9 protein-coding genes are annotated in these 15,186 nt (G+C 70.5%); 3 read left to right on the top strand and 6 right to left on the bottom strand.

Features of this window, described 5'->3' with window-relative positions:
• Window positions 1-54: 54 nt before the first annotated feature.
• Complete coding sequence (locus tag STRTU_RS32880; RefSeq protein ID WP_159748727.1) at window positions 55-1,227, bottom strand: NAD(P)/FAD-dependent oxidoreductase; 1,173 nt, start codon at window positions 1,225-1,227, stop codon at window positions 55-57.
• A complete protein-coding gene (locus tag STRTU_RS32885; protein WP_269777416.1) occupies window positions 1,224-1,349 on the bottom strand; it encodes a Rieske (2Fe-2S) protein in 126 nt (41 codons plus the stop codon). The genes STRTU_RS32880 and STRTU_RS32885 overlap by 4 nt, the downstream gene beginning before the upstream one ends.
• A 422-nt stretch (window positions 1,350-1,771) precedes the next feature.
• Here STRTU_RS32885 and STRTU_RS32890 point away from each other — a divergent pair, with 422 nt between their 5' ends.
• The 3 genes from STRTU_RS32890 to STRTU_RS32900 all read left to right on the top strand — a co-directional run bounded on the left by STRTU_RS32890 (window position 1,772) and on the right by STRTU_RS32900 (window position 6,666).
• Window positions 1,772-4,264, top strand: coding sequence for a GcvT family protein (locus STRTU_RS32890; RefSeq protein ID WP_159748728.1), 2,493 nt, complete (start codon window positions 1,772-1,774; stop codon window positions 4,262-4,264).
• Between the two features lie 68 nt (window positions 4,265-4,332).
• Entirely contained in the window at window positions 4,333-5,493 is a 1,161-nt protein-coding gene (gene solA, locus STRTU_RS32895; RefSeq protein ID WP_159748729.1) for an N-methyl-L-tryptophan oxidase, read from the top strand.
• A 9-nt stretch (window positions 5,494-5,502) separates the two neighbouring features.
• Window positions 5,503-6,666: an aromatic ring-hydroxylating oxygenase subunit alpha gene (locus STRTU_RS32900; protein WP_159748730.1), complete on the top strand. Its 1,164-nt coding sequence runs from the start codon at window positions 5,503-5,505 to the stop codon at window positions 6,664-6,666.
• A 1-nt stretch (window position 6,667) separates the two neighbouring features.
• On the opposite strand, the gene sbnA is transcribed toward STRTU_RS32900, so the two are convergent.
• From sbnA to STRTU_RS32920, 4 genes are all read right to left on the bottom strand, one after another.
• A complete protein-coding gene (gene sbnA, locus STRTU_RS32905) occupies window positions 6,668-7,732 on the bottom strand; it encodes a 2,3-diaminopropionate biosynthesis protein SbnA (RefSeq protein ID WP_159748731.1) in 1,065 nt (354 codons plus the stop codon).
• Window positions 7,733-7,889: 157 nt separating this feature from the next.
• A complete protein-coding gene (gene sbnB, locus STRTU_RS32910; RefSeq protein WP_159748732.1) occupies window positions 7,890-8,972 on the bottom strand; it encodes a 2,3-diaminopropionate biosynthesis protein SbnB in 1,083 nt (360 codons plus the stop codon).
• 2 nt (window positions 8,973-8,974) lie between these two features.
• Window positions 8,975-12,514, bottom strand: a complete 3,540-nt coding sequence (locus STRTU_RS32915; protein ID WP_246241580.1) for an amino acid adenylation domain-containing protein — start codon at window positions 12,512-12,514, stop codon at window positions 8,975-8,977.
• Between the two features lie 6 nt (window positions 12,515-12,520).
• Window positions 12,521-15,079, bottom strand: a complete 2,559-nt coding sequence (locus STRTU_RS32920; RefSeq protein WP_159748733.1) for a Pls/PosA family non-ribosomal peptide synthetase — start codon at window positions 15,077-15,079, stop codon at window positions 12,521-12,523.
• Window positions 15,080-15,186: the final 107 nt, after the last annotated feature.

Raw genomic sequence — 15,186 nt, forward strand, 5'->3', positions numbered from 1 at the left:
GGAGAGCCCAAGTGTCCCGCTGCTGTCGTTGCGCCGTCGCGCCGTCGGTGGAGGTCAGGTGGTGACCGGCTGGGTGGCGCGCGCCAGTTCGCGGCGGAGGCGCATGAAGGGGCGGGGGCGGTTGAGGGCGAGTACGGCGGTGGTCTTGCCGTCGCGTTCGTAGCAGGCGAGGAAGCTGCGGTCGTCGGGTGAGCCCTCGACGATGCGCGGGGTGTCGCCGGGCAGTCGTCGGCCGGCGAACTGGATGCGTACGCCGTACTGGTCGGACCAGAAGTACGGCAGGCTCCGGTGGACCGCGACGGTCCGGCCGGCCAGCAGATTCCGGATGGCGACCGTGGCCTGCTCGGTGGCGCTGGTCCAGTGTTCCGCGCGGGTGCCGTCCACCCTGGCGACATCGCCGACCGCCACGATCCGGGGCTGTGGGGTGACCCCGCCCGCATCGCAGCACACCCCGTCGTCGAGCGGGAGCCCGGACCCTTCGAGCCAGGCGGTGTGCGGGCGTACCCCGACGCCGACGACGACCACCTCGGCGGGGAGCAGCCGGCCGTCGGCCAGTTCAACCCCGGTGACACGGTTCCCGGCGCCGCCGTCGTGCAGGCGGGCGACACCGGTTCCGGTGAGCAGGGTGACGCCGTGGTCGGCATGGAGGGCGGCGCAGATCTCGGCCATCGTGTCGCCGAGTTGGGGGACGAGGGGGAGCGGGGCGGCTTCGACCACGGTGACGTGATGGCCGAGAGCGGCGCAGGAGGAGGCGACCTCGGCGCCGATGAAGCCGCCGCCGATCACCACGACCCTGACCGGGCCCCGGACCAGTTCCGCGCGCAGTGCCTGGGCGTCCTCAAGGGTGCGCAGGGTGTGTGTTCCGGTGGGTGCCGGGCCGGGGAGGTGGCGCGGGCCGGCGCCGGTGGCGATCACCACGCCGTCGGTGGTGAGCGACCGGCCTCCGTCGAGGAGCACCGCGCGCCCTCGGGTGTCGAGCCCGGTGGCCCGGGTGCCGAGCAGCCATTCGGCGTCCAGTTCGGCGATCTCCTCGGCGTCGGCCAGGGCCAGTTGACCCTGGTCCGTGGTGGCGCCGGTGAGGAAGCCCTTGGACAGCGGTGGGCGGTCGTAGGGGCGGTGGTGCTCCGCCCCGACGATCACCAGACGGCCGTCGAACCCTTGGGCGCGCAGGGCCCGCGCGGCGTACAGACCTGCCAGCGAGGCCCCGATGACAGCGACCGACTTCATACGGCGGTGCCCTCCTCGGCGGCGGGGCGGTGGACGTGGATCATGCCGTTCTCGACGGTCACGGGGTGGGTGCGTACGGCCTCGCCGGTGGGTAGGGCGGCGAGAGGGCAGACAGGAATCACGGGACCCCCGGTTACTTTTCGGTAGTCATCGAGTTTCGTGTTGCGCACGATGAGGCGCCATGCGCAACAGAATCCAGCCGGGGCGCGGCTGCGTCAAGCGGTCCCCGGAAATGCTGAAGCTCCGAAGTCCGGTCCCTGGCCGGGGTGTCGGGTGGTGAGATCGTGCGTCGGACCCCGTGTCGGTCCCGCGTCGGATCCCGTGCCCGGGGGCGCGGGGCATCCCTTTGCCAAGAGCTGGCTCGCACCCCCTTGACGGTGCCGATCCGCCGTTCCCACTATGTCTCTCATCGCGCAACCAGTCGTGCAGTGCGCAACAAGGGGTGGGGCATGCCGCATCACGTCCATGCCGTTGGCACGGTCGTGGTCCTGTAACGGCGTTACAGCCACCCCAGCGGACCACTCCGACCAGCAGGAGGAGGGACATGTCCCGTACGCCCGCCCCCAGTTCCCGTGTGGTTGTCATCGGTGCCGGCATCGTCGGCTGTTCCCTCGCCGATGAACTCACCGCCCGCGGCTGGACCGAGGTCACCGTCCTCGAACAGGGCCCGCTCCCGGCCCCCGGCGGCTCCACCTCGCATGCGCCCGGCCTGGTCTTCCAGACCGGCCCGTCCAAGACCCTGACCGAGTTCGCCGCCTACACCGTCCAGAAGTTCGGCGCCCTGGAGGTGGACGGGCTGCCCTGCTTCCACCAGGTCGGCGGTCTGGAAATCGCCACCACCGAGGCCCGCTGGGCCGATCTGCACCGCAAGGCCGGGCTCGCGGCCTCCTGGGGCGTCCGCGGCGAACTCCTCGGCCCGCAGCAGTGCAAGGAGCTGTGGCCGATGCTCGACGAGACCGCGCTCTACGGCGGATTCCACACCCCCGACGACGGACTGGCCCGTGCCGTGCTCGCCTGCCGCGCCCAGATCGCACGGGCCGAGCGGCGCGGCGCCCGTTTTCTGGAGCGGCACACCGTCACCGGGATCGAGCGGGAGGGCGGCCGGGTCACCGGCGTCACCACCGACCGCGGCACCTTCCCCGCCGACCATGTCGTCTCGGCGGCCGGCTTCTGGGGCCCGGTGATCGGCGCGATGGCCGGGGTGGACGTACCGCTCCTGCCGCTGGCCCACCAGTACGCCACCACGGAACCGCTGCCCGAACTGGCCGGTGCCAACGACTCACGCACCGAGGCGAGCAAGCCGATCCTGCGCTTCCAGGACCGTGACCTCTACTTCCGTGAGCACCACGACCGGCTCGGCATCGGCTCCTACGCCCACCGCCCGATGCCCGTCGACCCCTTCACCGTCGCCGCCTTCGACGAAGCTCCCGTCATGCCGTCCTCGCTGCCCTTCACCGCGGAGGACTTCGCGCCGAGCTGGCAGGACAGCGTCGGACTGCTGCCCGCACTGGGCGCGTCCCGGGTGGCCGACGGCTTCAACGGCGTCTTCTCCTTCACCCCCGACGGGATGCCGGTCCTCGGCGAATCCCGCGAGCTGCGCGGCTTCTGGCTCGCCGAGGCGGTCTGGGTCACCCACTCCGCGGGCGTCGCCAGGGCCGTCGCCGAGTGGATGACGGTCGGCCGGCCGGCCATCGACATCCATGAGTGCGACCTCTACCGCTTCGAGGACGCCCAGCGCTCACCCGCCTATATCGCCGACCGCGGCGCCCAGAACTTCATCGAGGTCTATGACGTCATCCATCCGCTCCAGCCCATGGAGCAGCCGCGGCCGCTGCGGACCAGCCCCTTCTACCCGCGGCAGCAGGAGCTCGGTGCGTACTTCCTGGAGGCCGGCGGCTGGGAGCGCCCGCACTGGTACGAGGCCAACGCCCCGCTCGCCGAAGGGCTCCGGCTCCCCGAGCGCGACGCCTGGTCGGCCCGCTACTGGTCACCGATCGCCGCCGCCGAGGCGAAGGCGACACGCGAAAGGGTCGCTCTGTACGACATGACCCCGCTGCGCCGCCTGGAGGTCACCGGCCCTGGCGCCCTCGCCTTCCTCCAGCGCATGACCAGCAACAACCTTGCCAAGAAGCCGGGCGCGGTCACTTACACCCTGCTCCTGGACGAGACCGGCGGTATCCGCTCCGACCTCACCGTCGCCCGGCTCGCCCCGGACCGCTTCCAGATCGGCGCCAACAGCGGAGCCGACCTCGACTGGCTGCTGCGGCACGCCCCGGATGGGGGACCCTCCCGCTTGAGCGAAGCCGAGAGTGGGGGAGTGCAGATCCGTGACATCACCTCCGGCACCTGCTGTATCGGCGTCTGGGGCCCGCTCGCCCGCGACCTGGTCCAGCCCCTGACCCGTGACGACTTCTCGCACCAGGCGTTCGGCTACTTCCGTGCCAAGCAGACGTACCTCGGCCATGTCCCGGTCACCGCCATGCGCCTCAGCTATGTCGGCGAGCTCGGCTGGGAGCTGTACACCACCGCCGATCTGGGGCTGCGCCTGTGGGACACGCTCTGGGAGGCGGGCCGGGAGCACGGGGTGATCGCCGCCGGCCGCAGCGCCTTCAACAGCCTCCGCCTGGAGAAGGGGTACCGCTCCTGGGGCCATGACATGACCACCGAGCACAACCCCTACGAGGCCGGGGTCGGCTTCGCGGTCCGCCCCGCCAAGGGCGAGTTCCTCGGCCGCGCGGCGCTGGACGGCCGGAGCGAGGAGACCGCGTCCCGCAGGCTCGCCTGCCTCACCCTCGATGACCCCGCGGCCGTCGTCCTCGGCAAGGAACCGGTCTTCGTGGACGGCACCCCGGCCGGCTATGTCACCTCCGCCGCCTACGGCTACACCCTCGGCCGCGGGATCGCCTACGCCTGGCTGCCGGCCGGCGCGGCGGTCCCCGGAACCGCCGTACACATCGAGTACTTCGGAGAGAAGATCCCGGCCACCGTCCGCCAAGAGCCCCTCTTCGACCCGCAGATGGAGCGCATCCGCAGGTAGGGCGGGCCCGGACCGCCGGTGATCCGTCCGCCCGCCGCCCGCCCTCCGTACGCAGAAGGAGCAGCCGCATGGCTCCCACCTACGACGTCATCGTTCTCGGCCTCGGCGGCATGGGCGGCGCCGCCGCCCACCATCTCGCCGCCCGGGGCGCCCGGGTCCTGGGCCTGGAGAAGTTCGGCCCGGTGCACAACCGCGGCTCCAGCCACGGTGGTTCCCGTATCACCCGCCAGTCCTACTTCGAGGACCCCGCCTACGTACCGCTGCTGCTGCGCTCGTACGAGCTGTACGAGAAGCTGGAGCGGGACACCGGCCGCCAGATCGCCACCCTCTGCGGCGGGGTGATGCTCGGCCGCCCCGACAGCCGTACGGTCCGCGGCAGTCTGGAATCCGCCCGCCAGTGGGACCTCCCGCACGAGATGCTCGAACCCAGGGAGATCCGCCGCCGCTTCCCGACCCTCACCCCCGCCGCGGACGAGGTCGCGCTGTACGAGGCACGGGCGGGGCTGGTCCGGCCGGAGTACACCGTCGCCGCACATGTCCAGCTCGCCGGACAGGACGGCGCCGAGCTGCACTTCGAGGAGCCGGTCACCCGCTGGGAGGAGCTGCCCGGCGGCGCCGGGGTCCGCGTCCACACGCCCGAAAACACCTACACCGCAGGCCAGTTGGTGATCTGCCCCGGGGCCTGGGCGCCCCAGCTGCTCACCGATCTGGGCGTGCCGTTCACCATCGAGCGCCAGGTCATGTACTGGTTCGCCCCGGACGGCGGCACCGCGCCCTTCGTCCCCGCCCGGCACCCGATCTACATCTGGGAGGACGACCGGGGCGTCCAGGTCTACGGCTTCCCCGCGATCGACGGCCCCGACGGCGGCGCCAAGGTCGCGTTCTTCCGCAAGGGCACCGTCTGCACCCCGGAGACCATCGAACGCACCGTGCACGACCACGAGGTACGCGCCATGGCCGACCAGATGCGCCCCCGTATCCCCGCCCTCCCCGGCCGCTTCCTCAAGGCCGCCACCTGCATGTACTCCAACACCCCCGACGAGCACTTCGTGATCACCCGGCACCCCGCGCACCCGGAGACGGTGACCGTCGCCTGCGGCTTCTCCGGGCACGGCTTCAAGTTCGTCCCGGTGGTCGGCGAGATCGTCGCCGATCTCGCGCTGACCGGTGCCACCGCGCACCCCATCGAGCTGTTCGACCCCCGCCGGCCCGCCGCCGCGGCCGCTTGAGGAGCCTCCATGACGACCATCCACACCGAGTCCTCGCCGGCCGCCGCCCCGCCCGCGGCTTCCCCGAGTCTGATCGCCACCCTCGCCGGACACCACTACACCGACCCCGAGATCTTCCGTCAGGAGCAGGAGAAGATCTTCGAGCGGCTGTGGTTCTGTGCGGTCCGCGGCGCCGACCTGGCGAAGCCCGGCGCCTTCCGCACCGTCCGGATCGGCCGGGAGAGCGTACTGATCACCCGCAACCGCGCCGGTGAGCTGCGCGCCTTCCTCAACATCTGCCGGCACCGCGGTGCCCAGCTGTGCACCGAGGAGTCCGGCGAGGTCCGCCGCAACCTCCAGTGCCCGTACCACGCCTGGACCTACGACCTGGACGGCCGTCTGGTGGCCGCCCCCAATCTGCAGCGGATGCCGGACGTCGACCGCACCGAACGCGGCCTGGTCACCGTGCCGCTCCGCGAGTGGCTCGGCTACGCCTGGGTGTGCCTGGCCGACGAGCCGCCGTCGTTCGAGGACACCGTGATCGGCGCGGCCGTCGAACGGCTGGGGGACACCGCCTCCCTCGACCGCTACCGCACCGAGGGCCTCGCCCTCGGCAAGCGCCTCACCTATGACGTGCGGGCCAACTGGAAGCTCATCATCGAGAACTTCATGGAGTGCTACCACTGCGCCACCATCCACCCCGAACTCACCGATGTGCTACCGGAGTTCGCCGATGGCTTCGCCGCCCAGTACTACGTCGGGCACGGTGCGGTCTTCGCCGACGAGGCCACCGGATTCACCGTGGACGGCACCGAGGGCTTCGGCCGGCTCCCCGGCATCGAGGACACCCAGGACCGCCGCTACTACGCCATCACCGTCCGCCCGCAGGTCTTCGTCAACCTCGTCCCGGACCATGTCATCGTCCACCGGATGTTCCCGATGGCCCCCGACCGCACGGTGGTCGAATGCGACTGGCTGTACCTGCCCGAGGTCGTCGACTCCGGTGCCGATATCTCCAAGTCCGTCGAGCTCTTCCACCGGGTCAACGCCCAGGACTTCGACGCCTGCGAGCGTACCCAGCCGGCCATGAGCTCCCGCGCCTACCGGAACGGCGGGGTGCTGGTACCCAGCGAGCATCACATCGGCGCCTTTCATCAGTGGGTCACCGACTGCCTGGCGGGCGGGGGCGGCTGACTCAGGCGTCGTGGCCCCGGCGCCGTCGGCGCGGCTGCGGCTGTGGCTCCGGTTCCGGCGGGCCCGGCGAGGGCGCGGGGAGCGGGGCGACATCGGCGCCGATCGGCGGGACGGGAGCCAGTACGTCCTCGCCGTACAGATCCTGCACCCAGTTGTCGTGGTAGACGGTGTCGAGATAGCGCTCGCCGAGGTCGGGGGCGATCGCCACCGCTGTGCGGTCCTGAGCGTCGTGCCGGGTCAGCCAGTCCGTCGCGCCGCTGACCACGGTGCCGGTCGAGCCGCCGAACACGAAGCCGCGTTTGGCCAGCCGGTGGCAGGTGCGGATGGTGTCGGCCTCCGCCACCCGTACGACATCGTCCACATAGGACTCGTCGAGCAGCGGCGGCTGGACGCTCATGCCCAGACCGGGGATCATCCGGTGTCCCGGAGTGCCGCCGAAGGTCACCGAGCCGACGCTGTCCACGGCGATGATCCGCACCGGCCGGTGCCACTCCCGGAAGTAGCGGGCACAGCCCATCAGGGTGCCGGTGGTGCCCGCGCCGACGAACAGCAGGTCCAGCCGCGGGAAGGCGCGGGCGATGGCCGGTGCCGTCCTGCGGTAGTGCGCCCGCCAGTTGCCCGGGTTGGTGTACTGGCTGAGCCACAGAAAGCGGGAGTCGGAGGCACACAGGTTGCGGATATACGCGAGGCGGGCGCCGAGGAAGCCGCCGTTGGACTCCTGGTCGGCAACGACATGCACCTGGCTGCCGAGGGCCTCCATCATCAGCCGGGTCGCCAGGTTGCAGCGGGAGTCCGTCACGCACAGAAAGCGGTAGCCCTTGCTCGCCGCGATCATGCTGAGCGCCACGCCGAGGTTCCCGGACGAGGACTCGACCAGGACCGTGTCCGGACGCAGGTCCCCGGCCCGTTCGGCGGACTCCACCATCTCGGTCGCGGCCTTCAGCTTGATCGAGCCGGCGAAGTTGAAGCCCTCACACTTGAGGAACAGGGAGTGCCCGAAGATCGACCGGAGGTCGACATAGAGCTCCTCCTCGTTGAATGCGTAGGGCGTGGATATGACAGGCACGATGGTCTCCTCATCTGCGGCAGAGCGCCGTCGGACGTCGGTCGGCCGTGGCGGCGGACCTCGCTCCGGTGGGCGGTGCGGCGGTCCGGCTGCGGGTCTTTGCGGGTGTGTGGGGTGCATGAGCCTCCTTGCCCTGGTCGGAGGGGGTGCCGACGGCTCATCCGTACCGGCGCAGTTCATGGAAGAAGCCGTCGACGACCTGGAGTTCCCCGGACCGGATGACCTCGTCGTAGACGTACTTGCCGACCGCGAGGTCGAGCACCCCGAGGCCGAACGGGGAGAAGACGGCGGTCCGGTCTGCGGGCACCGCGACCCGGCCGGCCATCACATCGTCCAGCGTGCCGTCCAGGAACGTCCGGTTGCCGGTGAGCTGTTCGGTCAGATGCGGGGAGGTGGCGGCGCGCAGACAGTGGTCGATGTCGTCGACGATATTGGTCGCGGTCAGCAGGATCTGCGGTGCGAGGTCGCGCAGCGACACATGCACCACCACCGGGTGGTGGCCGAACCAGGAGACCTCGTGGACGTGGGGCTGCGCGGCGACGGTGGCGAAGACCACCAGGTCGCTGGAGCGGATCAGCTCCTCCGCACTGTGGTGCACGGTGACCCGCCCGGCGGTACGGGACTGCTCCAGGTACAGGCGGAAACCGGCCGCGCTCTCCGCCGACAGGTCGTGCACACCGATCTCGTCGAACGACCAGCCGGTCCCTTCCAGGAAGGTGTGGATGTAGCGGGCGATCAGGCCCGTGCCGAAGAATCCGACCCGGGTCGGGCGGGGGCGCCCGCGGCTGAGCCGGTCGGCTGCCGACGCGGCCGAGGCCGCGGTCCTGGTCGCGCTGATGATGGAGCTCTCCAGGCAGGCGAACGGGTAGCCGGTGTCATGGTCGTTGAGGATCAGTACGGCCGACGCCCGGGGGATTCCGGCGGACACGTTCGGCGGGAAGCTGGAGATCCACTTCACTCCGTCCACCCGTGTCTCCCCGCCGACGGAGGCGGGCAGCGCGATGATCCGGGAGGACGGGCGGTCGGGGAAGCGCAGGAAGGACGAGGGAGGATTCACCGTGTCACCCGCGCCGTGCAGCCGGTAGGTGGCCTCGACCACCTCCACGATCTCCTTTTCGCGTCCCTGGAGTGCCTGCTGCACCTGGGCGCCGGAGATCACCGCGAAGGTCGGTGCGGGGGCCGGCCCGGGGGACGCCTCGGAGGGCGTGGGCCGGGACGGGGTGGGGCGGACGGTCGTCATGGTCAGTTCACCTCAACGGTCGGCGAGCAGTCGGCCAGGCGCACCGGGTCGGCCAGGGCCACCACCATGTCCCTGGGACCTTCGAACGGCTCCCGGCTGTGCGCGCTGCGGACGTTGTCGACGAGCAGCAGGTCACCGGCCTCCCACGGCCGGCGCGCGGTATGGAACTCATAGACCTCGTTGAGCAGCCGCACCACGTCCTCGTCGAGCGGATCGCCGTTCCCGTAACGGGTGTTGAACGGCAGCCCCTCGGGGCCGTACTCATCGAGCAGGTACTCCCGCACCTCGGGCGCCATCGTCCACTCACTGAGGAACGCGATCTGGTTGAACCAGCAGCGCCGGCCGCTGACCGGGTGGCGCACCACGGCACTGCGGCGCTGTGTGGTGCGCAGCCCACCATCGGGCTGCCAGGAGAACGCGATGGCGTGGGCACGGCAGTAGCGCTCCACGGCTTCCCGGTCGTCGGTGCCGAACGCCTGGTCCAGCGTGGCCCCGATCTCGGGGTGGTAGCTGCGGGTCAGCAGCCAGCCCTCCCGCTCGAACCGCTCGGTCAGCGCCGGGGGCAGCGCGTCCAGTACGGCCGTCGAGTCGGCCACCCCGGTGGCCCCGCCGGTGGTGGGGGCGCCCAGGCAGGCGAACAGCATCAGCCCGGGGAACTCCAGGGTGTAACTCAGCTCGTGATGCATGCACATCGGCTGGTTCGGCGGCCACTTCGAGGAGGAGTAGACACCCTCCGAGTAGGGCTGCCGGACGGCGAAGGACTCCCGCTCGGTCAGCGGAGCGACGCCCAGGCCATGGAGGACGGCGCCGACCTCTGCCGGGTCGCTCATCCCCAGGCCCCGGACCAGGACCGCCCCGTGCTCGGCGACCAGGGCGCGCAGTGCGTCCCGCCGCTCGGCCGCCCAGTGCGCCGCGCTGCCGGTGGCCTTGACCCGCAGCATCGGAGGGGTGCCGGGTTCCTGTTCGAGTTCGGGCAGGGAGATCGAGAGTGACGAGACCATGGCGGTACTCCTCTCAGTAACGGCTCGGGACGGAGCCGGCCGTACGGCGTCTTCCGCGTGCGGCTGCGGTCCACCGGACCCGCCGTCGACCTGCCGGGCGAGATCGGCGAGCACCGGATGCCGGGTGAGGTCCTTGACGGAGACCACCCGGCCCAGGCAGAGCGCGAGTGCTACGGCCGACAGCGAAGTGCCGCCGCAGTCAAAGAAGTTGTCGTGCCGGCCGATCCGGTCCTGCGGCATACCGAGTACCTCGGCCCAGGCGGCGGCCAGTCGCCGTTCCGTCGGCGTACGCGGTGCGTGGTGGTCGTCCTCGACGGCGTCGAGCCCGCCGGCGAGTGCCTCCAGCGCCTTCTTGTCGATCTTTCCGTTGGCGGTCAGCGGAAGGCTCTCCCGCCAGAGGAAGACCGACGGCACCATGTACTCCGGCAGCATCTCGCCCAGCCGGCCCCGGAGAACATCGGCCTCCAGCGCATGCCGGCCGGAGTAGAAGGCCACCAGGCGCTTCCCGTGCCCCGCCCGCTGGGTGACCACCACGGTGCCGTCACCGACTCCGGGCACCCGGAGCAGCGCGTTCTCGATCTCACCCGTCTCGATACGGAAACCACGGATCTTGACCTGGCTGTCCCGGCGCCCGAGGAACTCCAGCTTGCCCTCCGGGAGCCAGCGCCCGTGGTCACCCGCCCGGAACAGCCGCCGTCCCGGATGGTGCGGATCCGGCACAAAGGCCGGCCGGGTGCGCTCGGGATCGTTGATGTATCCGCGGCCGACGCAGACCCCGGAGAAGACGATCTCGCCGGGGGCGCCGAGCGGCACCGGCGCCAGATGTTCGTCCACGACATAGACCCGCACATTGTTGACGGGACGGCCCAGCGGGACCCGCTCGGTGTCCGGCACCCCGTCCATCACCTCGTGGTTGGTGTCGTCCGAGGTCTCGGTCAGGCCGTACGCGTTGACCAGCCGGATCCCGGGCCGGGCCGTGAACCAGCGCTGGACCAGCTCCTTCTTCAGCGCCTCGCCGGTGACCGACACACACCGCAGATCCGGCAGTTCGCGGGGCCGCTGTGCGAGAGCGGACAGCACCACATCGAGGTAGGACGGGACCACTTGCAGGACCGTGGCCCGTCCCTCGGCCACCGTGTCGATGAAACGTCCCACGTCCAGCACGGCCGACTGCTCGACCAGCAGGGTCCGCCCGCCGACCAGCAGCGCCGACAGCAGCTGCCACAGGGAGATGTCGAAGCACTGGGGCGCGGTCTGGGCGACGACCTCTCCCTCGTCGATCCCCAGGTCGTCGATCTTGGCGTAGAGGTGGTTGAGCATGCCCAGGTGTTCGCACATCGCGCCCTTGGGCTCGCCGGTGGAGCCCGAGGTGAAGAAGACATAGGCCAGTTGGTCCGGGCCCACCCGGACATCGGGGTCACTGTCGGCGGGGCTCGCTCCGCAGACGGCGTCGATGAAGAGCGGCTGTACCCCGGGCACCGAGGTGAGGGCCCGGTCGAGGCCGCCGGTGCTGCCGGGTTCGGTCAGCACCTGACGGCACTCGGCGCGCGAGAGCATCAGCGCGATACGGCCGGGCGGGAAATGCGGCTCCACGGGCAGGTACACACCACCGGCCTTGAAGATCGCGATGACCGCGGCCAGCCACTCCAGATTGCGTTCGGTCACCACCGCGACGACGTCCTCGCGGCCCAGTCCGCGGGCCAGCAGGGTGTGCGCCAACCGGTTGGCGCGCACGTTGAGTTCCCGGTACGTCCACCGCCGGCTGCCGTGTACGGCGGCAATGGCGTCCGGGTGCGCCCGCACCCGCTCCTGGAACAGCTCGTGGAACCGGCGGTCCGGCAGCGGCCGGCTCGGTCCGGCCAGTCCTTCGAGCTGTAGCCGGCGTTCCTCGGCGGAGAGCAGGGACTGCCGCCGGTGCTCGGCGTCCGGATCGGCGGCGATCAGCGTGAGCGCCGTGACGTAATAGCCGCCGATCCTGGCGGCGCACTCCTCATCGAGCACATCGGTCCGGTACCGCAGCCGCAGCACACGGCCGTCGTCCTGACGGGAGAAGGCCACCCACAGCACGGTGTCGCCGAGCGGGCCGCCGCCCGTACCGGGCAGATCGAACACCGTCTCCGGGGACTCCCCGGCCGGAGCGGGTTCCGGCCCGGGCCCGGCCGGGAACCGCCGGTGCCGCAGCAGCTCCGTCTCCGCCCGATGGGTGTCCAGCAGGAGACCCCGCCATGAGCCGGCCGCGGTCGCCAGCCGGCACGGCAGCGGGGTGCCGCCCCGCTCGGCGAGGTAGCCGGTCGCGATCTCGTCGTCACCGGCCAGCACGGCCAGCACCTTGGCGTGCGCGGCCAGCAGCACCGCACTCAGCGGCATCCGCAGCCGGTCGGCCAGCCGGCGCAGTGTGGCCGGCAGCTCATCCGGGAGGACCGTCTCCCGGACGGCGGTGCCCGGTACCGGCATACGGGTCCAGCGCGGGATCCCGGTGTACCCACCCTCGGCCAACACGCCATTTCCGAGGGGGGAGTTGGCGGTCATCGAGGTGGTCATCAGCTGCTACCTCCAGCCCTCGACGGGGTCCCGGCCGCTGCTCTGCCGGGCCGGATTTCCGCCCCATTGCGCGTATGGCGGCACCACCTCGCCCTTCATCAGGAAGGAGTCGGGCGCGAGCACCGCGCCGTCACCCATGGCCACGCCGTAATGGACGAAGGCGCCGACGCCGAGCGTGCAGCCCGCTGCGATCGTGCTGCGGTCGGACTTGAAGGTGCCGTCCTCCTGCGAGTGGCACTGGACGACGCTCCCCGCGTTGAGGGTGCAGCCGTCTCCGATGGCAGCCAGTGGCCGCTCGGTCAGATAGCAGCCGTCATCGAAGACCTTGCTGCCGATCCGCACGCCGAGCAGCCGCCAGATCAGGCTCTTGTACGGGGTGCCGTTGAACAGCAGCAGATAGCTCTCCGAGGGCACCTTCCAGAAGCGTTCGCGCTGCCAGAAGCGCGGATCGTAGATCGAGCAGAACAGCGGAGCCACTGGATGGAACGCCGTCACCACCCGTTCGACCAGCACGAAGTAGAGGACACCGGACACCAGCACCAGGACGTTGGCCAGCGCGAGCGCCAGGGCGCCGAGCGAGTCGTAGAGCTCGGCGGCCACCGCCGCGACCAGGGTGATCCAGAAGAAATAGAGCCATCGCGTCAGGAGATAGAGCCCCATGGTGGCCGCGTTGTGCCGGTTCTTGGCGGCGAGGCGGCGGCTCAGCTGCGCACCGTCCTTCAGCTCGTCGAAGGTGCTGTCCCGCTGGACCGAGCGGGGAATCTCGAAGCTGGGCGAGCCGAGGAGCCCGACGCCCTCCCGGACCTCACCGTCGACCGGGACCATGACCTTCGTCGCGAGCAGGCAGTTGTCGCCCGTCTTTCCCCGCGAGGGGTAGGCGATCCGGTTCCCGAGGAAGTTACGCGGTCCGATCGAGGTCCGTGAGACACGGAAGGACGTATGCGAGAAGTCGGCGTTCATCACCGACAGACCGTCGGCGACCATCGTCCCGCTCCCGACGGAACTCAGATACGGAGACTCGTGCTTGACCTCGGTGCCGAAGTTCGACCCGGTCTGCTCCACGCGGGAGAGGTCATAGCCGAGACACCGCCCCAGGTAGTGCACGATGGCGGAGCTGTCGCCGAACAGCCGCATCAGAAACTTCCGGTTGGTCGTGACGGCGATCAGCCGGTGCACCGCGTAGTGGAAGCCGTACAGCGGATAGACCTTGCCCGGGGTGATGGTCCGGCCGAGCAGCCGCGGCACCGTGGCCTGGAAGAGGAGACCGAGGGGCACGGCGGCGAAGAAGAGCAGGGACACCAGCAGGGCTTCCCCATAGAACGTCCAGTCCGCCAGCGCCGTGGGGCCGGGCTCCAGAACCGCGGTGAGCTGCGGTGCCGCGGCCAGCAGGATGCCCACGCCACCGACCGCCAGCGGCACATACACCAGCAGCACGGTCGCCAACTGCAGGGCGCTGTGCACCGTCCTGCGCACCGCGCCGCATCCGGCCGGGCCCACCGCGAGGTAGTCCACCTCGCCATCGGTCCGCTGGGCCGGCGATCCGTGCCAGCGCTCACCGTCCGGCACCATCTGTCCGCTGTGCAGGGACGAGGCATGGCCGAGCTGGGCCCCGTCGCCCATCGCCGTATCGATATCGAGCACCGTCGCCTCGCTGATGACCACGTCCTGCCCGAGGACCACCGCGCCCGTCTGGATCAGACCGGACTGCGCCCGGTAGCAGCTGAGGAACGAGTCCTTGCGGATGACGGTGCCGTCGCCGACGGCGAACAGATCCGTGCACACCGGCACATTGCGCGAGAAGACCGCGACGTCTCGGCCGATGTGTGCGCCCAGGACCCGGAGATAGAGCGTGTAGAGCGGCGAACCGACGAACAGCACCAGCGGGTTCGAGCGGATCAGCGTCTTGACGACCCAGAAGCGGACGTACCGCAGGCTCCAGACGCGGAACTGCTGGGGTTTCCACCGGCCGATCAGAACCCACTTCGCCAGGACAGGAAGCGCACACAGCAGCAGCAGTCCGGCCGCGCCGCACAGCACCGAGCGCAGATACCGGTCGAACAGGCCGGTCCCGGCGGCGATCCACTCATAGCCCCAGGCGGTGAAGAGTGCGACGAGACAGCTGTAGCCGAGGAACGTCAGCAGTTGCAGTGCTCCGCACAGGATGTATCGGGGGGTGTCCGCGAACGCCGGAGCTGGAGAGGGACTCGGTGCCGGTGCCTCAGGCGGTGCCTCAGGCGGTGCCTCGGCCGGGAAAGCCGGCGTCGAGTCCGCCAGAGCCGTTGCCAGCGCCCGGATCGTCGGATACCGGTAGACGTCCTTCATCGAGACCGGCGGCAGATCGGCCCGCTTCCTGACCCGTGCGCAGAAATGAGCCATCACCAAGGAGTCGGCGCCCAGGTCATCGAAGAAATGACGGTCCACCGGCGTCTGCCCCGCACCCATGACCTCGGCCAGCGTGGCGGCGAGCGCGTCTTCGATGCCGGTGGCCGCAGCGACCTCGCCGCAGCGGCCGGCAGGGGACTCCTCCGGATACGACGTCAGTTCTCCGACCGGCTCTCCGACCATGGCGACCTCCCAGTTCCTAATGTGTATTCGAGGCTCGTACCGGCATGGATTGCGAAAGCGGGATTTTTCTCCTTTCGCGGCGCCCGCCCGGTCCTTCCCCACCCGCT

The organism is Streptomyces tubercidicus, from assembly GCF_027497495.1.
In the GTDB taxonomy this organism is placed as follows: domain Bacteria; phylum Actinomycetota; class Actinomycetes; order Streptomycetales; family Streptomycetaceae; genus Streptomyces; species Streptomyces tubercidicus.